The 26,314-nt window shown below is 61.5% G+C and carries 19 protein-coding genes and 1 pseudogene; 11 read left to right on the forward strand and 9 right to left on the reverse strand.

The window, feature by feature from the left end; genetic code table 11:
* Window positions 1-43 precede the first annotated feature (43 nt).
* Entirely contained in the window at window positions 44-706 is a 663-nt protein-coding gene (locus tag OVA07_RS01220) for a TetR/AcrR family transcriptional regulator (RefSeq protein ID WP_268169645.1), read from the reverse strand.
* A gap of 131 nt (window positions 707-837) precedes the next feature.
* Here OVA07_RS01220 and OVA07_RS01225 point away from each other — a divergent pair.
* Window positions 838-1,559, forward strand: a pseudogene (locus OVA07_RS01225) (IS5 family transposase).
* A gap of 234 nt (window positions 1,560-1,793) precedes the next feature.
* On the opposite strand, the gene OVA07_RS19125 reads toward OVA07_RS01225, so the two are convergent.
* The 3 genes from OVA07_RS19125 to OVA07_RS01235 all read right to left on the reverse strand — a co-directional run bounded on the left by OVA07_RS19125 (window position 1,794) and on the right by OVA07_RS01235 (window position 4,621).
* Window positions 1,794-2,222: an HNH endonuclease gene (locus OVA07_RS19125; RefSeq protein ID WP_442789603.1), complete on the reverse strand. Its 429-nt coding sequence runs from the start codon at window positions 2,220-2,222 to the stop codon at window positions 1,794-1,796.
* A gap of 513 nt (window positions 2,223-2,735) precedes the next feature.
* Complete coding sequence (locus OVA07_RS01230; protein WP_268169646.1) at window positions 2,736-3,839, reverse strand: PLP-dependent cysteine synthase family protein; 1,104 nt, start codon at window positions 3,837-3,839, stop codon at window positions 2,736-2,738.
* Window positions 3,821-4,621: an acetoacetate decarboxylase family protein gene (locus tag OVA07_RS01235; protein ID WP_268169647.1), complete on the reverse strand. Its 801-nt coding sequence runs from the start codon at window positions 4,619-4,621 to the stop codon at window positions 3,821-3,823. The genes OVA07_RS01230 and OVA07_RS01235 overlap by 19 nt, the downstream gene beginning before the upstream one ends.
* Window positions 4,622-4,751: 130 nt before the next feature.
* Here OVA07_RS01235 and OVA07_RS01240 point away from each other — a divergent pair, with 130 nt between their 5' ends.
* The 3 genes from OVA07_RS01240 to OVA07_RS01250 are packed head-to-tail and all read left to right on the forward strand — an operon-like array spanning window position 4,752 to window position 8,167.
* Window positions 4,752-5,642 (forward strand): fumarylacetoacetate hydrolase family protein, encoded by an 891-nt coding sequence (locus OVA07_RS01240; RefSeq protein WP_268169648.1) that lies wholly within the window; start codon window positions 4,752-4,754, stop codon window positions 5,640-5,642.
* A gap of 16 nt (window positions 5,643-5,658) precedes the next feature.
* Window positions 5,659-7,080, forward strand: coding sequence for an aldehyde dehydrogenase family protein (locus OVA07_RS01245; RefSeq protein WP_268169649.1), 1,422 nt, complete (start codon window positions 5,659-5,661; stop codon window positions 7,078-7,080).
* Between the two features lie 34 nt (window positions 7,081-7,114).
* On the forward strand, window positions 7,115-8,167 hold the full coding sequence (locus OVA07_RS01250) for an AraC family transcriptional regulator (RefSeq protein ID WP_268169650.1): 1,053 nt from the start codon (window positions 7,115-7,117) through the stop codon (window positions 8,165-8,167).
* Window positions 8,168-8,180: 13 nt separating this feature from the next.
* Here the strand turns inward: OVA07_RS01250 and OVA07_RS01255 are convergent, their stop codons facing one another.
* The 4 genes from OVA07_RS01255 to OVA07_RS01270 all read right to left on the reverse strand — a co-directional run bounded on the left by OVA07_RS01255 (window position 8,181) and on the right by OVA07_RS01270 (window position 14,600).
* On the reverse strand, window positions 8,181-10,544 hold the full coding sequence (locus OVA07_RS01255) for a TonB-dependent receptor (protein WP_268169651.1): 2,364 nt from the start codon (window positions 10,542-10,544) through the stop codon (window positions 8,181-8,183).
* Window positions 10,545-10,677: 133 nt separating this feature from the next.
* Window positions 10,678-11,976, reverse strand: a complete 1,299-nt coding sequence (gabT, locus tag OVA07_RS01260; protein ID WP_268169652.1) for a 4-aminobutyrate--2-oxoglutarate transaminase — start codon at window positions 11,974-11,976, stop codon at window positions 10,678-10,680.
* On the reverse strand, window positions 11,973-13,385 hold the full coding sequence (locus OVA07_RS01265; RefSeq protein WP_268169653.1) for an NAD-dependent succinate-semialdehyde dehydrogenase: 1,413 nt from the start codon (window positions 13,383-13,385) through the stop codon (window positions 11,973-11,975). Before OVA07_RS01265 ends, gabT begins: the two co-directional genes overlap by 4 nt.
* A 15-nt stretch (window positions 13,386-13,400) precedes the next feature.
* Window positions 13,401-14,600 (reverse strand): hypothetical protein, encoded by a 1,200-nt coding sequence (locus OVA07_RS01270; RefSeq protein WP_268169654.1) that lies wholly within the window; start codon window positions 14,598-14,600, stop codon window positions 13,401-13,403.
* 268 nt (window positions 14,601-14,868) lie between these two features.
* On the opposite strand from OVA07_RS01270, the gene qhpR reads away from it, so the two are divergent.
* The gene (gene qhpR, locus OVA07_RS01275) at window positions 14,869-15,900 is read left to right on the forward strand and encodes an AraC-like transcriptional regulator QhpR (protein WP_268169655.1); all 1,032 of its coding nucleotides are present in this window, start codon (window positions 14,869-14,871) and stop codon (window positions 15,898-15,900) included.
* A 16-nt stretch (window positions 15,901-15,916) separates the two neighbouring features.
* Window positions 15,917-16,759 (forward strand): type 1 glutamine amidotransferase, encoded by an 843-nt coding sequence (locus OVA07_RS01280; RefSeq protein WP_268169656.1) that lies wholly within the window; start codon window positions 15,917-15,919, stop codon window positions 16,757-16,759.
* A 70-nt stretch (window positions 16,760-16,829) separates the two neighbouring features.
* Here the strand turns inward: OVA07_RS01280 and OVA07_RS01285 are convergent, their stop codons facing one another.
* A complete protein-coding gene (locus OVA07_RS01285; RefSeq protein ID WP_268169657.1) occupies window positions 16,830-17,702 on the reverse strand; it encodes a 3,4-dihydroxyphenylacetate 2,3-dioxygenase in 873 nt (290 codons plus the stop codon).
* 143 nt (window positions 17,703-17,845) lie between these two features.
* Here OVA07_RS01285 and OVA07_RS01290 point away from each other — a divergent pair, with 143 nt between their 5' ends.
* From OVA07_RS01290 to OVA07_RS01310, 5 genes are all read left to right on the forward strand, one after another.
* Window positions 17,846-19,111: a cytochrome P450 gene (locus OVA07_RS01290; protein WP_268169658.1), complete on the forward strand. Its 1,266-nt coding sequence runs from the start codon at window positions 17,846-17,848 to the stop codon at window positions 19,109-19,111.
* A gap of 68 nt (window positions 19,112-19,179) precedes the next feature.
* A complete protein-coding gene (locus OVA07_RS01295) occupies window positions 19,180-20,505 on the forward strand; it encodes a glutamine synthetase family protein (RefSeq protein ID WP_268169659.1) in 1,326 nt (441 codons plus the stop codon).
* Between the two features lie 7 nt (window positions 20,506-20,512).
* On the forward strand, window positions 20,513-21,973 hold the full coding sequence (locus tag OVA07_RS01300) for an aldehyde dehydrogenase (RefSeq protein WP_268169660.1): 1,461 nt from the start codon (window positions 20,513-20,515) through the stop codon (window positions 21,971-21,973).
* 278 nt (window positions 21,974-22,251) lie between these two features.
* Window positions 22,252-24,603 (forward strand): TonB-dependent receptor, encoded by a 2,352-nt coding sequence (locus OVA07_RS01305; RefSeq protein WP_268169661.1) that lies wholly within the window; start codon window positions 22,252-22,254, stop codon window positions 24,601-24,603.
* The gene (locus OVA07_RS01310; protein WP_268169662.1) at window positions 24,603-26,279 is read left to right on the forward strand and encodes an amidohydrolase; all 1,677 of its coding nucleotides are present in this window, start codon (window positions 24,603-24,605) and stop codon (window positions 26,277-26,279) included. Before OVA07_RS01305 ends, OVA07_RS01310 begins: the two co-directional genes overlap by 1 nt.
* Window positions 26,280-26,314: the final 35 nt, after the last annotated feature.

The raw sequence follows: 26,314 nt of genomic DNA on the forward strand, positions 1-26,314 counted from the left end.
GTTCGCACAAAAATAGTCAATAATGACTAGTCATGCATGACTGTTATTTTGCCAGCGGCCGTCCGGCGAGGTTGGCGCAGAGCCGCCGATGCCGCTCCATCATCCGGGCAATGGCGGACTGGATCATCGGACGTGATGGATTCAGGCTGTTCTCGATAATCAGCCCGCGCACGCTGGCAACGAGTAGCCAGCCATGGGGGACCAGCAATTCCGGGTCGGAAAATCCGGCGTCGCTGGCCAGATTGATGAATTCGTCATGGATTTCCTCCTCGACCCGGCTGGTGACCGGTTGCAGCTCGTCGAGCAGCTCGCGATCCCAGCGCGCCGCCAGCAGGATGTCGGTCAGGGCCAAACCTTCGGGCTGCGAATGGGTGAGCCAGGATATGCGCGCATAATCGAGCAGCCGCTCGTACGGATCATCGATCGCCTCGGCCAACGCTCTGGCAGAGTCCATGACACAATTGATCGCGCGCTCGGCAGCGGCGACCATCAGCGTGTTGCGGTTGGGGAACTGGTGCAGCACCGACCCCCGGCTCAAACCGGTCTCCGCCATGACATGTGCGATCGTCGTAGCGGTAAAGCCATCCCTGACGATGCAGGCGATAGTCGCGTCCAATATCCTGTCGCGCACTTCTGCGCCCTTGGGGGTCAACTGGCGCTGGTGGACGGCTCTGCTGGCTGTCTGGGTACTGGTCATGATCTTCATGTGAACGCGGTTGCCGCAAAGGTCAAATTGGTAGGATGTCCGTTTGCAGGAGCTAAGAGGCCGTTTCAGAAGGGGTTGAGCGGCTGAGGTTCATGTGATTCCGGGAGTTTGCAGACATCTCGGAGACAGGCATGTGGACCCCAGCTGGCCGCGCGCAGCATACGCACGTGGCGAAGCGATACCAGACGGATTTGAGCGATGCGGAGTGGCGGCTGATTGCCGGGTTTCTGCCCGAGGCGAGTTCTACCGGACGACGGCGCGAATGGCCGCTGCGCGAGATCGCGAACGCAATCTTTTGCGTCCTGCGCGGCGGGATCGCCTGGCGGTTGGTGCCGAAGGACTTCCCACCCTGGCCGACAGTGCATCGCTGGTTCGCTCGGCTGCGCGACGAGGCCGTGGTCTAGCGGATGAACCAGATGAACCATGCGCTGGTTATGGCCGATCGCGAACGGACAGGGCGCGAAGCCAGTCCGAGTGCCGCCATCATTGACAGCCAGAGCGTCAAGACCACAGACAGCGGCGGCCCTTGGGGCTATGACGCGGGCAAGAAGATCAAGGGACGCAAGCGCCATGCCCTGGTCGATACCGATGGCAGGGCGCTGCTGGTCGAACCCCACACCGCCGATGTTCAGGATCGTGATGGCGGCAGCGCAATGCTGCAAATATCGCGCAGCCTGTTCCCGTTCATCGAGAAAGTCGGGGCTGATGGCGGCTACAAGCACGAGCACGTCAGCAAGATCACCGGCCAATCAGGCTTCGCCGTCTCGCTAGGGACGTCGAGGCAACCCTCAAGTCCGCCGCCGCATTTCTTCACGCAGCCGCCGCCATGCTCATGATCCGCCGATTGGCTTGATCCGCCTGAGTTTCGAAATCAACTCTAAGAATTTTCAGCTTTTAAAATAGCGCTGCAACGCAGCTCACGGCGGGACGTGGGCCGGTTGCAGGCGAACGGGTGTCGTCGGTGCACAGACCTAAGCCGCAGGTTCGCTGCTAGGCGACACGCCAAGACAAATTGCTTACTGTATCTGGACGAAAGCAGACCTGCCCCTCACAAGCGCCGGCAGACGACTCGCTCTATGGCTACAGCTTACCTTGGCTCACTGCGTGCCACAAAACCGTGCCATCTTCCTTTGGCAAGCCTCGCCCTAACCTTCATGCCATAGGCGTCGGGCGAGAGTGGTTGCTTTGCACGGTGCCTGGTAGAATTGCAGAACCAGCAAGCAGCGACGATGTTATGCAACGCATCCGACCCGCATTCACTGCGCGGGACAAGGTGTTCAGCAGTTGCCTTCAGGAGTGTCGCCTTTTTCGTCGTTATGCCGTGACGTGAAGCAAAATCAGAGATCTCGCGGTGCCAAATCGGTTGGCGACAATAGTAGCAAACATCGTTCTGCTGGCGGCGACGAATGTTTCTGATCTTAGAAATTTTGTTCAATTCACACCTCCAATGACAATTGGTCATTGTGGTATGCGCCGGCGTGGAGCCGTCCCGAGGCGGATGAGCTTCTGCTCGCATACTAGGCCGCTATCGCGTGCCCCACAGTCCTCGATGAAACCGCATTGCCGCTGATCTCTCCTCAATCGTATGCGGCCGAGTGCCAATTTGCAAATGAAGAAATTGTCGACTCTGGTGCCGATTCAAAATCGGCTGCTTTTCAGCCGGTTGCAGAACGACAGGTCCTGGCTGGCAAAGGACCAAAGCCGACGGTCGGCTTTTGGAATGATCTTGCTAGGTCTGGCGTTACCGCAGATGGTTTGCTGCCATCGGCTTTCGCTGGATCAGATCCCACCGATTTCCGTAAAGGCTCAAACACGGCTACAATATCGTAGTCATCGTAGCGCGGTCCCTCGAGGAAAATGACGCCTTGGCTCAGATACTCGAAATGATCTCGGGCGAAGTCGTCTGTTTCGAAAAAAAGGAAGACTTGACCGCCGCATTAATCTCCAACTGCCTTTCGCTGTCGGTCCTCAGCAGCACGCGCGAACCAAATCCAATGCCCGAATTGGCGCTTCAAAAGTTCCAGGTTGCTCAATCTTCGAAAATTCCAAGGGCTATAAAATGCTCGAACCGTTCTTCACCCGACCGGATGTTGAGACCCTTGGCCTCTAGCCACCTGTCATCAAAGATCGTGGACGCATAGCGTTCACCAGAATCGCACAAAATTGACACGATTGAACCGTTCTGGCCGTTGGCAGCCATGCTCATGGCCAACCGCGCACATGCCACCAGATTGGTGCCCGTCGATCCACCAACGGCGCGTCCCAGATGGCGCGAGATGACACGCGCGGCAGCAATCGAGACTTCGTCCTCGACCACCTCCATGCGATCTATCACCGTAGGAACAAACGAGGGCTCCACCGTTGGCCGACCAATCCCCTCGACAAGGCTCGCTCCCTCGGGCGCCAGACGTACTGTCCGGTCGTGCCAGTGCCGGTGAAAGACCGATGCCTTCGGATCGGCCACACAGATCTGGGTTGGATGTCGGAAGTAGCGCACATAGCGCCCCATCGTAGCCGAAGTACCGCCGGTCCCTGCACCGCAAACAATCCAGGTCGGCACCGGATGGGGTTCGCGCCGCATCTGGGCAAAGATGCTTTCGGCAATGTTATTGTTGCCGCGCCAGTCGGTCGCTCGCTCGGCAAACGTGAACTGATCCATCCAATGCCCGCCCTGCTCTGCGGCAATCAGAGCGGCAACGTCATAGATTGTTTTCGGATCGTCCACCTTGTGGCAAACCCCACCATGCGTCTCAATAGCCGAAATCTTTTCGCACGTCGTGCTCGCAGGGACCACTGCCACGAAGGAAAGCCCAAGCATCCGCGCAAAATAGGCCTCCGACACCGCCGTTGAACCGGAGGACGCCTCGACGATGGTTGTCTCAGGACCGATCCAGCCGCTGCACAGCGCATGGAGAAACAACGACCGCGCCAGACGATGCTTGAGGCTCCCGGTCGGATGGCTACTTTCATCCTTCAGATAGAGCGCAATACCAGGCAGTGCAGGCAATGATACCGGCAGCAGATGGGTATCAGCCGAACGGGCGTAGTCGGCTTCGATGCGCCCTATGGCCCAGTTCACCCAAGCCGGATCAATGCGCGCCTGCCTGGTTTCATTCACATGTTGTTGCGCCACAATGTCGCACCTGCCTTCCACGAAACGCCCACTTCGTGCCAGTATCCGGCAATCTTTTCCTGTGGGGCGATGTCGAGCAGTTCCTCCACTGGACTGTCGAAGTAGGCAAGGTCGAATACGCCCTTGAAGCAGCGGCCGAAGTCCACATCGAAGCTGGACATGGTCACCACCTCGTTCAGGCTCTGCGTGCCGTCGGTCTCGATGGCGGGCATCCAGCGATTGTGCGCCATCGGGTGCCCGTTGACAAAGCCGGGCTTGTCGCACGCCTCGGTGATTGTGAAGTGCCCTTCCGCAAGGCGGCGATCATAAGCAGCCAGCGTAACACCGAAAGTGCCACCTGGGGCAAGGCGCGGGCCAGCCTTTCCGACATAGACCGGGCGGCTCATCTGGATCGATCCCAGCTTCTTGGGATAGCCCTGATGAATGCCCCGCAGCATCGCAAATTCCTTGTCCACCCAGATGTAGACGCAGCGCGAATAGGTCTTGCCCTGGAACTTGCAGCGCACGACAATGAACATTTCCTTGTACTGCACGCGCGCCGGATCAAGCAGTTGCGCCGGATCATCGCCGGTTGATTGCCAATCAGCCCAGATCGCGGCGACGGCCCCCGGATCTTCATCAGCCAGCTCGAACCCGTCGGGCAAAAGCGCGGCGACCTTGGCAGGGTCGGTGCGGTATTCCAGCGTGATCAGCTCGCCCGAATAGTGCCAGGGCACAGGCGGCACGATGCTGGCCTTGCCGGTCGGGGTGCGGGGATAGAACAGGCCCTTCAGATCGGTCATGGAAACCTCGGAAAATTGCAATTACCAGCGTTCTAGCGACCTGTCGGGGCCTAGCTTGGCCGCAACGGCCAAAGCCTGAACCTTTGCAGCGCGCTACTGTGAGCCCCGAGATTCCAAGAAGGGCCCGTCCATGACCACCGAATACCGCCGCATCCTGCTCGATGGCTATCCAATCCTCACCACCCGCCACGGCGATGAACTGGTCACCAGGGACGGACGCAGCATCGGCGTCGACGAAGCCGTGCATCTGGCTCCGTGCAATCCTTCGAAGATCATCTGCGTCCACCTGAACTACCACAGCCGCGTGCAGGAATTCATCACCAAGCTGCCGCCCGCACCCACCTATTTCCAAAAACCCATCACCGCGCTCAACACGCACAAGGGCGCGGTGGTGCGGCCCGAACGCTGCAACTGGCTGAATTATGAGGGCGAAATCGCCATCGTGATCGGCAAGACTTGCCGCAACATCTCGCCTGCCGAAGCCGGGGACTACATCCTCGGCTATGCCGTTTCCAACGACTACGGCCTGCATGACTTCCGCGATACCGATGCCGGATCGATGCTGCGCGTCAAAGGTTCGGACACACTCTGCCCGATCGGACCCGGCCTCGTCACCGGGTGGGACTTCCGCGACAAAATGATCCGCACCTATGTGAACGGCGTCCTCAAACAAGAGGACACGACCGCGAACATGGAATGGGACATGCATTATCTGGTGGCTGACATTGCGCGCACTATCACGCTTGAGCCGGGCGACGTGCTGCTTTCTGGCACACCTGCCAACAGCCGCCCGGTGCAGATTGGCGATGTGGTAGATGTCGAAGTCGAAGGCCTCGGTCGCCTGTCCAATACCATCGTCCACGGCCCCACCCCGATCCGTGATGATTGCGGCGCACAGCCGACCGAAAGCGAGGAAGTGATCTCCACCGCGTTGGGCGGGGATTGGGAATTCCGCGGAAAGCGCGCCGCTGGCGGCCAGGGCGCGGCCTTCTATGAATCCGCGCTCGTCGACAAGAAGTAAGGACGGAACCAGCTCCATGACCGACGCAACGCGGTTCTATATCGATGGCGCATGGGTGGCGCCGTTGGGCAACGCACGGGCTGACATCGGCAACCCTGCGGAACGCTCGGTCGTGGGGCAGGTCGCGCTCGGTGGCCCCGCCGACGCCGAAGCAGCCATTGCAGCTGCCAGGGCAGCCTTTCCGGCGTGGTCTGCCACCAGCCGAGAGGAACGACTGGCCTACCTCGAAGCGATCAACGCCGCGCTGATCGCCCGCGCTGATGAGATCGGCGATGCGATCATGGCCGAAATGGGCGCGCCCATCGGCCTTGCAAGAGGGGCACAGGCAGGCTCCGGCCCGCAGCATTTTGCCGAAGTGATCCGCGTACTGCGCGACTACCCGTTTGAGGTGCCGATCGGCTCCACCCTGCTGCAGCGCGAGGCAATTGGCGTGTGCGTGCTGATCACGCCTTGGAACTGGCCGATGAACCAGATCGCCACCAAGGTTGCCCCGGCGCTTGCCGCCGGTTGCACGATGGTGCTCAAACCCAGCGAAGTCGCCCCGCTCGATGCAGCTATCCTTGGCGAAATCATCGATGTGGCAGGCCTGCCCAAAGGCGTGTTCAACCTTGTCCATGGCGCAGGCCCAGACATCGGCAATGCCCTGACCGGCCACCCCGATGTCGATATGGTCAGCTTCACAGGCTCGACCCGCGCTGGCGTGGCCATCGCCACCAACGCCGCCCCCACGATCAAGCGCGTCGCGCTCGAACTCGGCGGCAAGAGCGCCAACATCATCCTGCCGGACGCGGATTTCGCCAAGGCCATCCCCGCCGGTGTGCGCGGCTGCATGCTCAACACCGGGCAAAGCTGCAATGCACCCACCCGCCTGCTCGTCCCGCGCGCCAGACTGGCCGAAGTCGAAGCGCTGGCCAGCGCGGCGGCAGCGGCAATCCGCGTAGGCATGCCTGCCGACAACCCCGATATCGGCCCCGTCGCCAATGCCGCACAACATGCCCGCGTGGTCACGCTGATCGATCAGGCCTGCGCCGAAGGCACGCGCCTGCTCTGCGGCGGCTCCACCCCGCCCGCCGGACTGGAACAAGGCCTGTTCGTGGCACCCACAATCTTCACAGATGTTCCCCCCGACGCCCTACTCGCACGCGAGGAAGTGTTCGGCCCGGTCTTGGCCATCATCCCCTATGACACTGTCGACCAGGCGATAGAGATCGCCAACGACAGCCCCTATGGACTTTCAGGCTATGTCTGGGGTGCCGACAAGGACAGCGCTCGCGCCGTCGCCCGCCGCCTGCGCACGGGCATGGTCCACCTCAACGGTGCAGGGCTCGATAGCGCCGCGCCGTTCGGCGGCTACAAGATGTCGGGCAACGGGCGCGAATGGGGGCGCTTCGGACTGGAAGAGTTTCTCGAAATCAAATCGATCTATGGCGGGGCCTGACGCCGCGCCGCACATGCGCTAGTCTGGTGCGGCCATGCACAGCCCGACCATCTCTGCACAATTCCTGCGCCATGTGGCCAATTGTGTCGAGCTGACCGGGCGCAATCCCGCGCCATTGCTGGCAGAACTCGGTATTGCCAAGGCGCACCTCGATGATCCCGATGGCCTGATTCCGCTCGCGGCCTTCCTCTCGTTCTTTGAAAGCGCCGCGCTGTTGGTGCGCAATCCGCATTTCGGGCTTCATGCCGGGCGGCTGGCCGGATCGGACAGCCTTGGTCCGTTAAGCTTCCTGTTCCTCAGCGCGCCCACGCTCGGCACGGCGTTCAGCAGCTTCACCCGCTACCTCGCCCTGATGCAGCAGGCCTCGCGCCCCTCGTTCAGCATTGGTGAGCGCTGGGCGACGTTCGAATACATGGTGCAGGATCAGCGCCTGATCGCGCGGCGGCAGGACGCAGAATACTCGATCGGCGCGATGTTCAGCCTTGCCCGCCAGTTCAGTGGCGGCACGCTCGAACTGCGCGAGGTGCGCTTCGAGCATGAGCGCGTGGGCGAATACGCGCGCTACCGCGAATACTTCGGTTGCGATGTCTTCTTCGAACAGGACACCAACGCGATCTCGTTCGACAGCGCGCTGCTCGAAACGCGCGGCAAAGTTCTCAGTTCGGCGCTCCATCCCATTATCGAAGATCACCTTCGCCGGCTTGAACCAATCGGCGAACTGCAAGGCATGGGCTTTGCCGACAGGGTGCGCACAATCATCAGCACTGCCTCGCTCGATCAGCCCCCTCTGGCCACCGATGTAGCCAGAACGCTCGATTGTTCGCTCGCCACGCTCAACCGCCGCCTTTCCGAAGACGGCACAAGCTGGCGCGCACTTCTGGCCGAACACCGCATGGATGCCGCCGCGCGCCTCTTGCGCGACAGCAAGCGCGATATCAGCGCCATCGCGCTCGCGCTGGGCTATTCAGAAAGTGCCGCCTTCGTGCGCAGCTTCACCCGCCATTTCGGCACGCCACCGGGGCGCTACCGCCGCCGGATAAAAAATGGCGCCGCGATCGGTGAGGAAAGCAGCGCCAGTTCAGGGTAGAAGGTTCAGCAGTTCACCACTTTACCGTAGCACTCACACCATAAGTCGCAGGTCGCGCAAAGACCGAAGTCGTGCCCAGCGGTCCCAGGTTCAACGCATAGGCCCGATAGGCCTTGTCAAACACGTTGCGCCCGAAGACCTGCACCGACAGCCGGTCGTTGTCCGCCGTCCAGCTGAGCGAGGCATTGGTCACGTTATAGGCCGGCTGGATCGATGAGCGTCCATTGGTCACTTCCAGGAAGTGCTTATCGTACCACACGCCATCCACCTGCGCGACCACATTGCCGCCCGCCAGATCAACGTTGTAGCGCACCACGTAGTTCAGGCTGAACCGCGGCGCATTGGGGAACTGCGCGCCAGACACCGACTTGGCCGGATAATTGCAGAAGTACGTGCCGTCGTTCTGGTCCGTGCAATACTGCGGCACTGATGCTCCGGGCACGAGCACCGACAGGAATTGCGATCCCGCCGTCTGCACGGTGTCGACATGGGTGCGCTCCCACGTCGCGCCCAGATTCACGTTGAACCGTTCGCTCGGCTGGAAGAACGTTTCGATCTCCATGCCGGTGGCATTGGCATTGCTGTTGCCCACCTGCGGCACCCCGCCGATCAACGCAAAGGCCTGATAATCATTGTAGATGTAGTGATAGGCCGTGGCATTGACGCGCACGGTGCGCGATGGGTTGGACCACTTCACCCCCGCCTCGAACGAATTGAGCGTTTCGGGCCGGTGCTGGAACGTCTGCGCGGTGACATATCCGTTAAGCGTGAAGTTGCCGCCCTTGATCCCCCGGTTCCACGATGCAAACAGCAGCGTATCATCGGCAGGCTTGTAGTTCAGCGTGACACGCGCCGCCACATCGCCATCGGAAATGCGGTCAGCTCCGGGCAATGCAGCCGAGAATGTCTCGTCGCTCGCAATCACCGAAGATGCGCCGCCTTCCACCACGCGTGAGGCATAGTCGACACGCTTGGTATCCTTCGAATAGCGCAAGCCGCCGATCAGCGTGACCTTGTCGGAAAAGTCATATTCCGCCTGCCCGAACACCGACCAGTTCTTGGAACTCAGATCATACGTTTCGGCAATCGTCGGTGCCACGCCCGGCAGTCCGGCTGCCAGCGCCGCGCCAATCGCAGGCGCACCCACGGTGTCGATCGTGCCTTTGATCTTCATGTCGAGGTAATAGGCGCCCGCCTGCCAGCGCAGTGCATCGCTTTCACCCGAAAGCCGCACTTCCTGGCTGAATTGCTTGTACCGCGCGGTGGTGCGGAACACGATCACTTCCACCGGCAGCGCATCGCCGTCTTCCTGATAGTTCTTATCCAGATCGGTGTAGTTGGTGATCGCGGTCAGGTTCACCCCGCCCAGATCATAAGTCAGTTTGCCCTGATATATCTGCGTGTTGCGGTCAAACCGGCCCAGCGTGCCGCTGAAGTTCTGGAACGGGCTGGCAGGTTCGCCGGTAATCCCGTTGATCACCCCGCCGCTGCCATTGCCAAGGCCTGCTGCATCGGTGCCGCAATAGCCATTGTCCTGCAAATTGCAGTTATCAAACACATAGCCGCCAGTGGCCACGTTGTTGTCTTCGCTGTGCTTGACCCACAGATCAAGCTTGCCGTCTGGCCCCAGATCGGCCTGAATTGTGCCGCGCAGCGCCCAGCCGTTCTCCGCGCCCAGATCCTGCCCATTGCCGTCGAACACGCCAGGCAGGGCTGCGGCTGATTTGATATAGCCATCAGCCTTCACCACCCGGCCCGCAATGCGCGCGCGGATGCCCTCGGTCAGCGATCCTCCCACCGCCCCTTCCAGCGCGCGTCGGTCAAACCGTTCGTAGCTGGCGGTCAGGTATCCGTTGAATTCGGCCTTGCTCGCCTCGGTCGAAAGGTAGTGGATCAACCCGCCTGTAGCATTGCGTCCAAACAGCGTGCCCTGCGGCCCGCGCAGCACTTCCACGCGGCTCACATCGAATAATTGCCCCGAAAGCCCGTTGATCGATCCCATATAGGCATCATCAACATAGACCGCGATCGGCGCTTCCAGATAGTCGGTGAAGTTGTTCTGCGAAATGCCGCGCAGGTTGAAGATCGTCACATTGGGGGACCATGCGTTCAGCTGCAACCCCGGCACCTGCTGAGTGATCTGCGTGGCATCGGTCACACCCAGCGCTTTCAGCTGATCCCCGGAATAGGCGGTAATCGCAATCGGCACCGACTGCACGTTCTGTTCGCGCTTGTTGGCGGTGACGACGATATCGCCAAACATGGAGTCTGACTGTTCGGCCTGCGCCTGAACATCTTGGGCAAAGGCGCAAGAACCCGAAACAGCAATGGCCAGAATTGAAGCAGTGCCCGCAAACTTCACGAACGTCATCATCATTTCCCCCCTGTGCTCTTGTCGGGCGATCACGCGCGGCAGAGCCGGTTTATTGTCTTGATGCCGCGCAGAATGCGTCCGCTGCTTGCTGAACGCTTGCCCAATCCGGCCAATGAGTGGAATGAGTGGATCGCGCTCAGCCGCCCAACACGCGCCTCAGCACCACTTCCAACTGGTCCAGCGCTTCATCCAGCAGCGCATCGGGCATTGTCAGCGCTGGCAGGAACCGCACCACATTGCCGCGCAATCCGCACGACAGCAGCAGCAGCCCCTCGTTCGCCCCTTCCAGCACAATCGCCCGCGTGGCTTCGGGATTGGGACGACCCGCATCGCCATCGTGCACCAGTTCCAGCGCGATCATCGCACCTGGCCCACGTACATCGCCAATGGCTGACATCCCGCCATCTTTCAGCGCACGCAGCCGCGCCTTGATCCGATTCCCGATTGCTACGGCCCGCGCGCATAGATCTTCCTTGGCAATCACTTCGAGCACGGCAAGGCCTGCCGCACAGCCCAGCGGCGATCCGCCATAGGTGCCGCCCAACCCACCCACATCAGGTGCGTCCATGATGTCGGCCCGGCCCATCACGCCCGAAATCGGAAACCCGCCCGCCATCGCTTTGGCAATCGTCATCAGATCGGGCGTCACGCCGGTCGCCTCGCGCACCCAGTCCATCGCGAACATGCGGCCCGTGCGGGCAAAGCCTGCCTGCACTTCATCGGCAATCAGCAGAATGCCGTGCCGGTCACAGATCTCGCGGAGCGCTGTGAAGAAGGCATAGGACGCATTGTAGAACCCGCCCTCGCCCAGCACCGGCTCCAGTACGATGGCCGCCACCGCGGATGGCTCGATCGACGATGCAAACAGCGCCTCAATCCCGGCAATCGCCTGCTCTTCGGAAAACCCGTGATAGGGGATCGGAAAGCGCGTGTGGAACACATCGGCCGGCATCGGACCGAACTTTGCCTTGTAGGGCAGGACCTTGCCCGTCATCGCCAGCGTCAGCAGCGTGCGACCATGATACCCGCCCTGAAACGTGATGATCCCACGCCGCCCGGTGTGAGCACGCGCAATCTTTACCGCGTTCTCCAGCGCTTCGGCTCCGGTCGTGAAAAAGATCGATTTCACCGGCCCTTCGATCGGCGCAATCGCATTCAGCTTTTCGGCAAGTTCGATGTAGTTCTCGTACGGCGTAACCTGAAACGAACAGTGCGAAAACGCATCAAGCTGCCGCTGTACCGCTGCGAGCACGCGCGGATGGCCGTGGCCGGTGTTGCACACGGCAATGCCGGTTGCAAAATCGATATAGCGCTTGCCCTCGGCGTCATAAGCCTCGGCATTGTCCCCACGCGCAAAAAAGCGCTGGTGCATGGAGCCAACGCCGCGCGGCACGGCAGCTTCGCGGCGAGTCCAGAGTTCAGCATTCGTGGTCATCGGTCGATGCCTCCCATCAGGCAGTATTTGAGTTCTAGATATTCATCGAGGCCGTGGCGCGATCCTTCGCGGCCAAGGCCAGATTGCTTGATCCCGCCAAAAGGCGCGACTTCGGTGGAAATGATCCCGTCGTTAACGCCGACCATCCCGTATTCGAGCGCTTCCATCACTCGCCAGATCCGCCCCATGTCGCGGGCGTAGAAGTAAGCGGCGAGGCCATAAGGCGTATCGTTGGCGATGCGCACCGCCTCGGCCTCGTCGGCAAAGCGGATCACGGCCACCACTGGTCCGAAAATCTCGGACGATGTTATCGCCATATCCGGTGTCACCCCGGTCAGGATCGTCGGCGCAAAGAAGCGCGCGCCCACCTCTGCCCGCGCGCCACCGGCCAAGACCTTGGCACCGGCGGCGCAGGCATCAGCCACCAGCGCTTCGACCTTTTCGACCGCGGCCTGATTGATCAACGGCCCAATCGTCATGCCTGGTTCCGCACCATTGCCGATGAGCAGAGCCGCGACGCGCTCTTCCACCTTGCGGACAAAGGCATCGTGGATGGAATCCTGCACCAATATGCGATTGGCGCAGACGCAGGTCTGCCCGGAATTGCGAAACTTCGATGCCATCAGCCCATCGACCGCCGCATCCAGATCGGCATCGTCAAACACGATAAACGGCGCATTCCCGCCCAATTCCAGGCTAAGTCGGGTCACATTGGTCGCGGCCTGCTGCATCAGCAATTGGCCCACCCGGGTCGATCCGGTGAAGCTCAACTTGCGCACCAATGGATCGGTGCAAAACAGCGTCCCCGCCGCCGCAGGGTCCAGCGTTGGCACCACGCGGAACAGCTCTGCGGGCACGCCCGCCCGGTGCGCCAGCGTTTCCAGCGCCAGCGCCGAAAGCGGCGTTGCCTCTGCCGGCTTGACCACCATTGCGCAGCCTGCCGCCAATGCCGGGGCCACTTTGCGCGTGATCATGGCCACCGGGAAATTCCACGGCGTGATCGCCGCGCACGTGCCCACGCCCTGCTTGATGGTCAGCACGCGCTTGCCCGGGGCGAATGTCGGGATCGTCTCACCATAGGCGCGCTTGCCCTCTTCGGCGAACCATTCGATGAACGCCGCGCCATAGGCCACCTCTCCCCGGGCCTCGGCTAGGGGCTTGCCGCTTTCCGCCGTCACCAGCGCCGCCAATTCGTCCTGATGCGCCATCATCAGATCGAACCAGCGGCGCAGGATCAGCGCACGATCCTTGGCCGTCCGCGCGGCCCAAGCCGGCCGCGTACTTTCAGCCCGAGCAATGATTTCGGCAATTTCGTCCGGGTTGTAGGCCTTGATGGCGGCAATGGTTTCTTCTGTGGCGGGATTGACCACAGTCAGGCCCTCTCCCGCGCCAAGCGTTGCAAAAAGCATGGTGAATCCGTGTGTTCAGGTGGAAGAGGATGTCGTGGCCAGCAACATCCGGTGCTGGCGGATCGGGATCTGCAGCAATGCAAAGCTCGCCAGGAACAGCGCGATGCACAGCGCCAGCACCGCGCTATACCCCGTGCCGTCAATCAGCCGCGCGGCGATCAACGGACCTCCGCCCAGCCCGGTCATCTGCATCGCGATGGCCAGCGACATCATCCGCCCGCTGGTATCGAAATCGCAGATGCGCCCGAGAATAAAGGGCAGGACGAAGTTCCACAGGAAGTTGAACCCGCAAACCCCCAGTGTGAAAAGCGTGAGCGAAGGTTTGCCCAGCAGCAGCGCAATGCTGGCCGCGCCCACCAGAATGCCAAAGGCAATCGCGACATTGCGGTTCAGCCTGCTGGCAAGGAAGACCGAAGCCAGCGCCCCGGCAATGGCAACGACCTGTGACAGGAACAGGCTATCAGCCACGTGTTGTTCGCCAAGCCCCGCCCCCGTGCCCACAAGGAAAAGTACAGCCCAGGCAATGCCTTGTGCCAGATTATAGGCCAGCACCCCGGCCAGCGCCACGCCCAGCAACCCGCGGGAAAGCTGCCGCGCTTCGGGATTGTCCATGGCGTCTTCCACAAAGGCGCGTGGCACTTGGCCTATGGTAATCAAGGCCAGCGCCGAGGCGATGGCGAACGCGCCAAACAGGCCGGGAAAGCCGATGGCATCCAGAATCGCGGGCAGTTGCCAAAGCGTGAAGGCGCCATATGTCAGCAGCAGAACCAGATAGAGCGCCACATTGCGTTCGGTCCGCCGTGTCACGCCAACAAAGGTAAAGCTGATCGAGATGATCGTGCCTTCGCCCAGCCCCGACACGAAGCGCGAAAAAACAAACACCGCGCCATCGGCAAGAGCTGACCCGATGTTGCCAATTACAGCTGCCAAAAGCCCTGCCGCCACGACATGGCGCCAATCCACTCTCCCGCCGAACATGGCCAATGCAATGGTCGCTAGCGCCACGCCCAGCATTTCTACCCCAGCCAGATAGACTGCGGCAGATTCGCTCATCCCCAGTTCGGTCACGAATCCCTGCACGATTCCCGGCTGAATGATGAATGACAGCACACCGATGGTGCCCAACACGATGGCGCTGGCGACCGCCTTCCAGCCATTCACATCTGTTGCGCCGGGAGCAGCAGCCTCAGGTCCGGCAACGCTGGCATGCACCATCAAAGCAAAGCCCTTCAAACGCCGGTATCCACCTTTGCTTCAAGGTTCGGCTCGGATACAGAATTCCACGCATCGTGACGCGCTGCTTGGCAGGACCGGTCAATGCGCCGCCCCTGCCACCCTTTTCTACCCATGATGATTCAGGATAATTTCTGACGATTTCTATCAATATTCGCGACATGCGAATCGATAGGCTCGTTCTCCAACGAGAATGCCTGTTTCCGACCCGAACCTTTGCGTTCGAGCGGGCAGCACCGGGGAGAAAACTATGTCGCATGCAAAAGTGCGCACTGCTGCGCTTGATGGTTGGGCTGGCCTTCTGGCCGACAAGTCTGCCGCTGCAGTTTCGCTTCCAACGCCTGCCTGCTTGCGGGATGCAGTCCCGCCGGGCAATCCTTTGCCGATTGCCGCCAATTCGATGCCACTGGCTGATTTCGTGCGCTTTTCCGAAGATGTGGTGCGGCAAACTCGCGATGTGGCGATCCCATGGTTGGCAGGCGTCCACTATGATCTCGCCTCGCTCGGCCCCATCGGCACGGCGGTAAACTCTGCCGGAAAAGTCGGCACCGCGCTGCGCCGCATGGTCGATTACTTCGCGCTGCTGCAGGATTGCACCGATATCCGGCTTGAGCGCGAGGAGGACATGGCCTCGGTCAGCTATCGCATTCTCGATCCGGATATCTGGCCGCGCCATCATGACGCGATGTTCTCGCTCGGCATCATCGGCCAGATCATCCGGCGCGGCACACGCGGGGCGTGGGACAAGGTAGAGTTCGCGTTCGAGGCGGAAAGCCACGAAATGCGGGGAGACATCGGCAAAGTCCTGCGGGCGTCTTGCACATTTGGCGCAGATACCAACCAGATCCGCTTTCCGGCGCAGATGCTCGATCTTGCCTTGCCGCCAACGCAGGGGCCGCAGGCCGATTTGCGGCAGCTTTCAAGCGAAATGGTGGGCCTGCGCCGCAACACATCGCTGGTGGAACGGCTTGCACAAGTGGTGTTCCGCGATCTGAATACCCAGGGCATTGAGCAGGAGCGCATCGCACGCGAGATCGGCATGTCGAGCCGCACGATGCGCCGCAAGCTGGCCGAGGAAGGCAGCTCGTTTCAGCAAGTGCTCGACGAATGCCGGATGCGGCAAGCCGTGTTCGAATTCCGCACCCGCCCGGACCTGTCGATCGCGCAAATCGCGCTGCGGCTAGGCTATGCCGAACACAGCAATTTCACCCGCGCCTTCCACCGCTGGAGCGGCGTTTCCCCGCAGGCCTACCGGACCAATCTGGCCCGCACAGCACACTGATTCAGAGACTACTTCCATGACCCGATTGCTGCTGCTTGAAGGCAATACCGCCGATAAACGCGCCCGCGCGCGCGATCTTGGCGTACGCAATTCCAGCGAGATCTACGCGCTGGCCATCGCCGCGCATTTCCCGGAACTCGAACTTGATGTGCTCAACGGCGCCGACCCGGATGAAGCAATGCCGCATGGCCGCAACTGGGCCGATTACGATGGCTTTGTCATCACCGGCTCCTCGCTCCACGCATATGACACGGACTTTGCCGTCACCAACCAGATCGCGCTGGTGGCGCAGGCGGCGGAGCATGGCTTGCCGATCTTTGGATCATGTTGGGGGCTGCAGATTGCCGCCGTGGCCGCGGGCGGCGAAGTGGGCCTCAGCCCGCGCGGGCGAGAGGTGGGCTTTGCCCGCAAGATTGCACTGAATTCTGCGGGCCGTGCGCATCCGATGTTTGCGGGCAAGCAGGCCGTGTTTGATGCGCCGTGCATCCACTATGACGAGGTTACGCGCCTGCCGGAAAGCGCCACGCTGCTCGCCTCCAACCGCCACAGCGCGGTGCAGGCCGCAGTCATCCCGCTGGGCCGCAGCGAGGTGTGGGCGGTGCAGTATCACCCCGAGTTTGACCTTGGGCAGATCGTGCAGCTTTATACGCTGTATGAAGACGATATGGTGGCGCAAGGGTTCTTTTCAGACGTTGCGACATTGGCCGCCTATCGCGATAAGGTGGCCGCCCTTGCTGCCGATGGCACCCGCGCAGACCTTGCCTGGCAGCTTGGCGTGGACGAGGACCTGACCGACGACACCGTGCGCCGCGCAGAGATTATCGCATGGATAAAGGCCTGCGTTCTGAAGTGCACCTAGATGCACCTAGCTGCACCTAACCGTCCATAACACGCTGCAAAGGGGGCACAAATGCCCCCTTATTCGCGGCTCAGTTCCACCCGTCGGCGGGCTTGTCGAACCACACGTGGACCTGGCTGGTGCCCGTGGCATTTTCGTAGTCCGAAAACTGCCGCCCCTTCGCTTTCCAACTGCGCCCGCCGCATGCGGCTGCCATCATCAGATAATGTCCAAACCGCGCTTCGGGTGCGTGGCGCAAGTATTCGGGCATCGAATCGATCACCGCAGCGTGGTTGCCTTCTGCAAACCAGCGCAGCCGCTCAAGATCGGCCTCGCGCGCTTCGGGGCTGGAAATGTGAATGGGATCAGAGGCTTCGTGCAGCGGGATCTGCTTGAACGGCCAGAACCGGTGGCTCATCGATCCGCTGGCGATAATCACCACGCGCTTGTCGGATTCCCGGATCGCGCGGCCGATGCCTTCGCCCACTGTCAGGAAATCGTCCGGCTCGCCCGAATAGGCGTGGCTGACCGAAAGCCACTCCTCCTCCCCTTGCAGGAAAGTGGTAAGGTTTACAGTGGGATAGTGGATCGGCAGCCAGGGATCGTCGATGGCCGTGGTGCGCACCCCGGCCTGCGTCGCGCGTTCGGCAATGGCATGGGCCAGCGCAGGTGAGCCTTTGATATCATAGGGAATCTGCTTCATCCCGCGCGGCAGTTCGTCCGAAGTGAACAGCCCCGCCCGCCTGCTATGCGCAGTCACGCAGAACTCCACGATCGTGAACCAGTGCGTGTCCAGCAGCACCACAGTATCGGGCTTCAGCACATCGAGCACTTCGCTTTTCAGCCGGTGCAGGCCGGGTACAAGGCTGATTTCCTTGCCTTCGTTCAGCTCGTAGCGGTCTTCCCTCGACATCATGATCGTTGGCGCGTGTGCGACGATGCCGGCTGCGATGATCTCGCCCATCTGGGGCTCCCTCTAAAGCGGTTACAGCCGGTTTGTTAGGCGCAGATCGGGCCGACCTGAAGGCCCCGGCGCAAGTCTGTCCGCTTAAGCCAAGTCCCCAAAGCCCCGGCAGGACTAGCACCGCTTCAGGACCGGAGGACCAGATGCAGTTTCCCTTTTCGCGCTCGACCGATGCTCACGTTGATCTGTCATCGCAAGATGCGTTCAACGATGGCGCGCCTTTTGCAACGTTTGACCGAATGCGGCGTGAGGATCCGATGGCGTGGTCCGAAATGGTCAATGGCGACACCGGCTTCTGGTCTGTCACCCGCCATGCCGATCTGCTTGAGCTGAATCGGCAGGCCGATCTCCTGTCATCGGCCAAGGGCATCCGCATGGAGGACCAGTCCGAGGAAGAGTACGAGGCGCGCAAGACCTTTCAGGAAACCGACGCCCCCCACCACCGGGGCTTTCGCGCGCTGGTTTCCAAGGCTTTTTCCAAAAGCACCGTGGCCGGATTCGAAGATCAGATACGCACGATCGTGACCGACCTGCTCGACGTGGCGCTGGACGAGGGCGAGTTCGACGCGGTGGACCGCATCGCGCGCCGCCTGCCGATGCAGATGCTGGCGCAGATCATGGGCGTGCCGCAGGAAGACGGGCCTTGGCTGGTGGAAAAGGGCGATGCGCTGATTTCCAATTCAGACCCTGATTATACCGATTTCGTGGTCGATCAGGTGGATACCGAAGCCTACCGGATGCTGCCGTTCCGCTCTCCTGCTGCGGTTGAACTGTTCGATTATGCCAACGGCCTGCTCGACCGGATGGACGCGGGTGAGGAGATCGGCGTGCTGAACCTGGTGCGGCAGACGACCAGCACCGGCGTGCAGATGAGCCGCGATGAATTCCGCAATTTCTTCTGTCTGCTGGTGGCAGCGGGCAACGACACCACGCGCTATTCGATTTCGGCCACGATCCATGCGCTGGCCAACAACCCGCACCTGTTGCAGGCTCTGAAAGACGGCGATTTTCACAGCTGGGAAGCGGCTGCGGACGAGATGATCCGCTATGCCTCACCCACCACGCATTTCCGCCGCACCGCGACGCGCGCCTTCGAATTTCATGGCAAGCAGGTGAAGGCGGGCGACAAGGTGCTGCTGTGGTTCCTTTCGGGCAACCGCGACGAGACGGCGATCCCCCGCCCTTACGAAATCGACTTGCGCCGGGAGCGCAATCCGTTCCTGTCGTTCGGACAGGGCGGGCCGCACATTTGCCTCGGCATGTGGCTGGCCAAGCTGGAAGTGGCCATCGTCATGCAGGAACTGGCCAAGCGGATCGCCACGATCGAGCAGGTGGCCGATCACAGCTATCTTCGTTCAAATTTCATCCACGGCATCAAGCACTTGCCGATCCGCGTCGTTGCCCGCTGAGCAAGGTCCGCAAAGGGCCTGACAGACCAGCCGGGACCATCTTGGCCGGGACCACCCTGGGGAGAACCATGACAACCATGCCGAAAATCGACGCCCCGCGTGTGAAAGCCCCCGTGCAGGACCGCTGCCGAGTGCTGTTTGCCGATCAGCTGAATCTGGCGCGCGGCAAGTATGTGCCGATGTCTGACGCAGCGCGCGGGCACACCCGCATGTGCGTGGGCACTTTTGCCGTGACTTATGACAAGGCGCTGGTGGCTGCGCCCGGTGGCGGAATGCTGGACGGGTTGCCCGACATGGAAGTGACCTTCGACCCCAAGGCCATGCGCCCTTCGTGGGATGCGGGCACGCAGATTGCGCTGGGAGCCTTGCGGTTCAAGGGCGAACCCTTCGTGCTGTGCGGGCGCAGCGCGCTGCAACGCGCCATCGATGCCTGGCGAGCGCGCGGGCTTGAGCCGATGGTTGGCATCGAGATGGAAGCCTATATCTTCCAGCGCGGCGCCGACGGTGAATGGGTGCCATACGACACGCCGGGCGCGTTCGTTTACGGCACGGGTCCGTTCTCCGATCCTGCCGGGCTGATTGACGAGATCTGGGCCACGGCGGAGGCCTGCGGCATTCCGGTTGAATCGATGAATGCCGAATTCGATGCGCCGCAATTTGAACTGACGCTGCGCTATGCCGATGCGATGAAGGCGGCTGACGATGCGTTTCTGTTCCGCCAGATGGCGCGCGAAGTGCTGTACAAGCGCGGCTATCTGCTGTCATTCTTACCCAAACCTTTTGCCGACAAGAGCGGCAGCGGACTGCATTTCAACCTGAGCTTTACCCGCAAAGACGGCAGCAATGTGTTTGCCAACGATGTGGCGAGCGGCACGTTATCGCCGGAAATGCGCGGATGCATCGCCGGGCTGATCCGCCATCACGAAGCGCTTTCTGCCATCATGGCGCCGATCACCAACAGCTATGCCCGGCTGCAGCCTGCGAGCCTTTCAGGATACTGGGCGAACTGGGGGATCGATCATCGCTCTGTGACCGTGCGCGTATCAGCCGAAACCGGGCAGGCGGCGCGGATCGAGCACCGGATGGCCGATTGCGCGGCAAGCCCGTACTTTGCGATGGCAGCGATGCTGCAGGCCGCAGTACTGGGCCTTGATCACGGCTATGACCTGCCCCAGCCCGAGTTGAACGACGGGTTGGAGACGATCAACACCGATCGCCACACCCCGCACACACTTTCCGATGCGCTCGATGCGTTGGAGGCCGATACCGTGCTGGTGCAAGCTGTTGGCGCGGAAATGATTGCCAATTTCATCGCGGTCAAGCGCGAGGAAGTGCGCATTGTTGGCGAAAAGAGCGAGGCCGAGGGTCTTGCCTATTACCTCCCCTACATCTGAGGTCCCTATGCGAGAACGCATTGACATTGCTGGCATTTCCGTTTCGCCCGATCATTACATCGGCGGCAGGCGGGTGCCATCGCCCTATACGTTTGAAACGCGCTGCCCGTTCGACTGGTCTTGGAAACTGGCCAACATTTCGCGCGGGACGGTGACGACGGCCGCACAGGCAGCGCAAGCGGCAACCGATGCGTTCCCTGCATGGGCTGCGTTGAGTGCGGCTGAGCGCGGAGCCTATCTGCACCGGCTGGCTGATCTGATCGAGGCCAATGTCGAAAAGCTGGCGATGATCGAATGCTTGGATATGGGGATGCTGCTGGAAAGCCTGCGGCTGCGCGTGATCTTGCGCGGGGCGGCCAATTTCCGCAATTACGCCGATCTTGCCAGCGAGCATCAGGAGCGGGTCTGGTCATCGCGCGGCACGGCCAACCGCGTGATCCGCATGCCCGCAGGCCCGGCGCTGATCATCACGCCGTGGAATGCGCCGTTCATGCTTTCTACCTGGAAGTGCGCGCCTGCACTGGCGGCGGGCAATACGGTGATCCTGAAGCCGGCCGATTGGTCCCCGCTTTCGGCATCACTGCTGGCGGACCTGATCGACGAAGCGGGTTTTCCGGCAGGCGTCTTCAACATCGTACAAGGCTTGGGCGCGGAGCTCGGCAATGCGCTGACCTCCGACCCGCGCATCAAGCGCATCAGCTTTACCGGCAGCGTGCCCACCGCGCGCGTGATCGGCAAGGCAGCGGCGGAAAACATCGTGCCGTTCACGGCGGAACTGGGCGGGAAATCGCCGCTGCTGGTCTTTGCCGATGCCGATATTCATGCCGCAGCCAAGAAAGCGGCAGGGCAATATGATGACAGCGGACAGGTGTGTATGGCTGGCACCCGCATCATCGTGGAAGAGAGCGTGCGCGAGGAGTTTTTGGCGAAATTCCACGCCTATACCGACGCGCACGTGATGGGAGACAGCCGCGAGGGCGCCACAACGATGTCTGCGCTGATCCATCCAGTTCATGTCGAGCGCGTGCTGGGCTTTGTCGACCGCGCGCGGGCGGCAGGGGATACCATCGTGCGCGGGGGGAAGCGCTGGAAAGAGGGCGCGAACTGGATCGAGCCCACGCTGATCCTGCCCAAGAGCAACGACAGTGAAGTGGTGCAGAACGAGGTTTTCGGCCCGGTCCTGACGTTCCAGACTTTCCGCGATGAAGCAGAAGGTGTGGCGCTCGCTAATTCCACCGCGTTTGGTCTTTCGGGCATGGTCTATACCGGCAGTGCAGAGCGGGCAGAGCGTGTGGGCCGGGCGCTGCGCGGCGGAACGGTGTGGGTCAACACCTTCCTGGTGCGCGATCTGACCGCGCCATTCGGCGGCATCGGCATATCGGGCATTGGCCGTGAAGGCGGCGATTATGCGCTGGATTTTCATTCCGATCTGAAGACGCTGCAAATCCTCGAGGGCAGCGTCAACTGACGCGAAGGCTTCACTTTCAAAACTGCCAGCCTCTCCTTCGCACCTCGTTGTGAAGGAGAGGCTTTTTTGGTGCTGCACCATATGTGGCTACCTGCCTTTGCAGGGGTGCTTGGCAGATCTGGCCAAGATTGTGATTACAGCCGCTAGTTTGCCAGAAGTGTCAAACAAGGCCGGATTTGCCACTTGCGATCAATTGGAAATTCACCGTCCGATATAGCCTCCGATCGGTAGCTTGCAGCTTTGTAAGGGCAGAGTTGCAGCTGATGGGGAGATAACACATGAGCAAGCACATTCGCGAAAACTTGGTCGCAGGGAGCGCGTTGATCGCATTGGTCACCGCGATGCCCGCCTTTGCGCAGGAAACCGCAAAGCCGCAATCCGCCGAAGAGGCAGACCAGAGCGGCGAGATCGTGGTTACAGCCACCCGCAAGAACGAAGTGCTGAGCAAGGTGCCGATCAGTGTGAGCGCTTTCAGCACCGAAACGCTCGACAAGCGCGGCGTGCGCGATTTTGCCGACGTGATCCGCCAGACGCCGGGCATCGTGTTCGAACAGACCAACACGACGAGCAACATCGCTATCCGTGGCATCAATTCATCTGTCGGGGCATCGACTACCGGCATCTATATCGACGACACCCCAATTCAGGTGCGTGCGCTGGGCTATTCGGGCGGCAACGTCTATCCGGTGATTTTCGATCTGGAGCGTATCGAAGTGCTGCGCGGGCCGCAGGGCACGCTGTTTGGCGCGGGATCGCAGGGTGGCACGATCCGCTTCCTGACGCCGCAGCCTGATGCAACAAAGACATCGGGCCGCGTCCGTTCGGAAGTGGCGACGACCGAAAACGGCGGCATGAGCTATGAACTGGGCGGCGCCATCGGGGTGCCATTGGTGCCCGATACATTGGCCGTGCGGGCCAGTGCCTATTACCGGCGCGATGGCGGCTGGGTGGACCGGGTGCGGTTCGAGGACAAGCAGGTGATCGACAAAGACGCCAACCGCATCGATTCCTTCGTGGGTCGCGTGGCTTTGGCGTGGACCCCGACGCCCGACCTGACGATCACGCCCTCGGTCGTCTACCAACGGATCAAGAACAACGACAGCCCGGAAAGCTGGGACAATATCCAGCGTGACCCGGCATCGCCAAACGCCGCATTCTCGGACTACGACAACGGCGTGTTCCTGAATGGCAACCGCGTGCGCGAAAACGGCAATGACCGGTTCGTGCTGCCATCACTGAACATAAAGTATGCGCTGGGTGGGGCGGACTTGATCGCTATCGGATCGTATTTTGACCGGCGGCAGACTTTCCGGGCCGACTATACGACTTTCAACCAGAGCCTGTTTACCGGCATCACCCTGCCGCTAATCCCTGACCAGGCCGCGTTTTCGGACTTCGTGAACACGCAGAAGAACTGGACCGGCGAATTGCGTCTGCAATCGACGGCGACTGACAGCCCGATCACATGGGTGGTTGGCGGCTTCTTCCAGGATGCGCAGCAGGTCTCGGTCCAGACGGTCGATGACCGCTTCTTCTACCAGTATGCGCCGTTCCTTGTTGGAGTTCTGCCGCCGCTTGTCGATGGCAGGTTGATCTATGATCAGGCCACCCGTTCCAAGGACCGGCAGTATGCGGTGTTTGGCCAAGTGGGCTTCAAACCGGTGGACCGCTTCACGCTGACGCTTGGCCTGCGCTACGGTCGTACCGAATTTTCGATCAACTCCTTCGCGCAAGGGCCGGTCGTTGGACCGCCCGTTACCGATGTCGGCGGGCAAAAGGAAAGCCCGTTCACGCCCAAGTTCGGCATCGATTTCCAGATCGATCCGCGCACGCTGGTCTATGCCTCGGTGGCAAAGGGCTTCCGCCCCGGCGGCTACAACCCACAAGTGGGCCTGCCCTGCGGGGCCGAGCTTGCGGGCATCGGCTATCCCAACGGACGGCCGACGCTGTACAATTCTGACTCAGTTTGGAGCTATGAGCTGGGCGTGAAGGCACGCATGGCGGGCGGGCGCGTTGGCGTGCAGGGCAGCGTCTACCAAATCGACTGGACCGACATCCAGCAGGCGGTGGCGCTCAATTCCTGCGGATTCCAGTTCACCGGCAATCTGGGCAAGGCGCGCAGCCGCGGGTTTGACCTGCAGTTCGATGCGAAGATCACCGATCAGTTCAGCGTGCAGGCGGAAATCGGCTATACCAACGCCAAGTTCCTGCAGACCTTCACCGGTGGGCCGAGCGCGGTGGTGCCTCTGGTGACCGCTGGCAACCACGTGGCATCGCCGCCATGGACGATCTCGCTGCATGGCCAGTATGATATCCCGATGGGTGAACACACCGGCTATATCCGCAGCGACTACGATTACCGCGCACAGCAGACCGACCTGACGCCGGGCATCGATCCGCGCAATGGCGGCGCTGACCCGACGCTTACCAACCCGCCTGCACTGAACCAGTGGTCGGCGCGTGCCGGTTATCGCTTCAACGGGGTGGACGTCTCGGTCTTCGTCAACAACATCTTGGGCAGTGCGGTGTGGCAGGGGCGGCGTTCGCGCGACAATGGCGCGGCCACGATCTACCGCTCACACGTGATACGGCCACGCACGTTCGGCCTGACGGCAGGGTACACGTTCTGATGGGCCGGGCTGCGGTCTTGCTGGCGTCAGTATTCGCCGCAGCCCTGCCCGCCGTCGCGGTGGCATCTGCTCCCCCGGCGGACGTGCTGTTCACCAACGCCAAGGTCTATACGCCGCAAGGCTGGCGCCCGTCGCTGGCGGTGCGCGACGGGCGGATCGTTGCGATCGGGCGCAAGGTGAAGGCGGCCCGCGTGGTCGACCTTAAGGGCCGCACGGTGATGCCGGGGCTTTACGACATGCATGTGCACCCGGTGCTGCAGGCCAAGGGCGAGGAAGGCCGCTGCCGCGTTCCGCAAGATGCAGGGGCTGCCCGCCTGCTTGAACTGGTCAGCGCTTGCGTGAAGGCAGCAGCGCCCGGCGCTTGGGTCAGCGGCGGGCAATGGCAGGCATCGCTGCTGCAGGGCACGCCGATCACGGCCGCTACCCTCGATGCCATTTCGCCCGACAATCCGGTGATGCTGTTCGATGTCAGCGGTCACAGTGTCTGGGCCAATTCGCGCGCGCTGGCCGAAGCAGGCATCGCGGCGGGCACGCCAAACCCCGAAGGCGGGATCATCGAACGCGATGAATCAGGCAAGCCCACCGGTATCCTGCGCGAAACGGCTTCCCGGCTTGTCACCAGCAAAATGCCGCCGCAAAGCACCGCCGAGACCGAGCGGCAGCTGGAAAGTCATTTGCGCATGCTGGCTGGGTTCGGCGTGGTCGGCTTTGTCGAGGCAATGGCTTTTCGGCCGGATCTGGAAGTCTATACGTCGCTGGCCGATCGGGGCGTTTTGAAACATCGGGTGCAGGCCTGCATCGCATTTTCCGAAGCGGGACGGGCCAATCCGGCATTCGATGCTACTGTGGCCGACCGCAAGACATTTGCGCGCGACACCTTCAATGCTGACTGCATCAAGGTCTTTGCCGATGGCGTCCCCACGGAAAGCCACACCGGGGCGATGATCGATGATTATCACGGCGGGCAACCTAATGCGCCCGCCAAGGGCCTGCTGCTGTTCGAACCCGAGGCGATGGCGCGCAACGTGGCCGACTGGGACCGGCAGGGCATTACCGTGCTGTTCCACGCTGCCGGAGACCGCGCGGTGCAGGCCTCGCTCGATGCCGTGCAGGCCGCGCGCAAGGCCAATGGCAAAGGAGGGCCGATGCATCAGGTGGGTCACTCGACCTTCGTCGACCCGGCTGATCTGCCCCGGTTCAAAGCGCTGGATGCGGCGGTGGAATATTCCCCCTATCTGTGGGACCCGCAGCCGATCAACGATGACATCACCAGCGCGGTAGGAACCCCGAGAATAGACCGTGTATGGCCGATCCGCGACGGTTTTGACGCAGATGCGCTGGTGATTGCCGGGTCGGACTGGGCAGTAGTGCCCTCACCCAATCCATGGATCGGAATCGAAACGGCGGTGACCCGGCGCAATCCCGGCGGCGGCGCGCGCACGTTCGGCGCAGCGCAGGCGATTACGCTGGAACAGGCCGTGGCGATGTTTAGCATCAACGCAGCCCGGCGGATGGGGATTGCGGACAAGGCAGGATCGCTGGAAACCGGCAAACTGGCGGATTTTCTGGTGCTTGACCGCAACCCTTTTGCTGTGCCGATCACGCAAGTGCATGCCACGAATGTGCTGGAAACGTGGATCGGTGGCGAGCGGGTCTATAGCAGTGGCGAGGAGTGAGGCGCTCCTAAGGGCTGCGGGACCAGGCCTGATTC

Source organism: Novosphingobium sp. SL115, assembly GCF_026672515.1.
In the GTDB taxonomy this organism is placed as follows: Bacteria; Pseudomonadota; Alphaproteobacteria; order Sphingomonadales; family Sphingomonadaceae; genus Novosphingobium.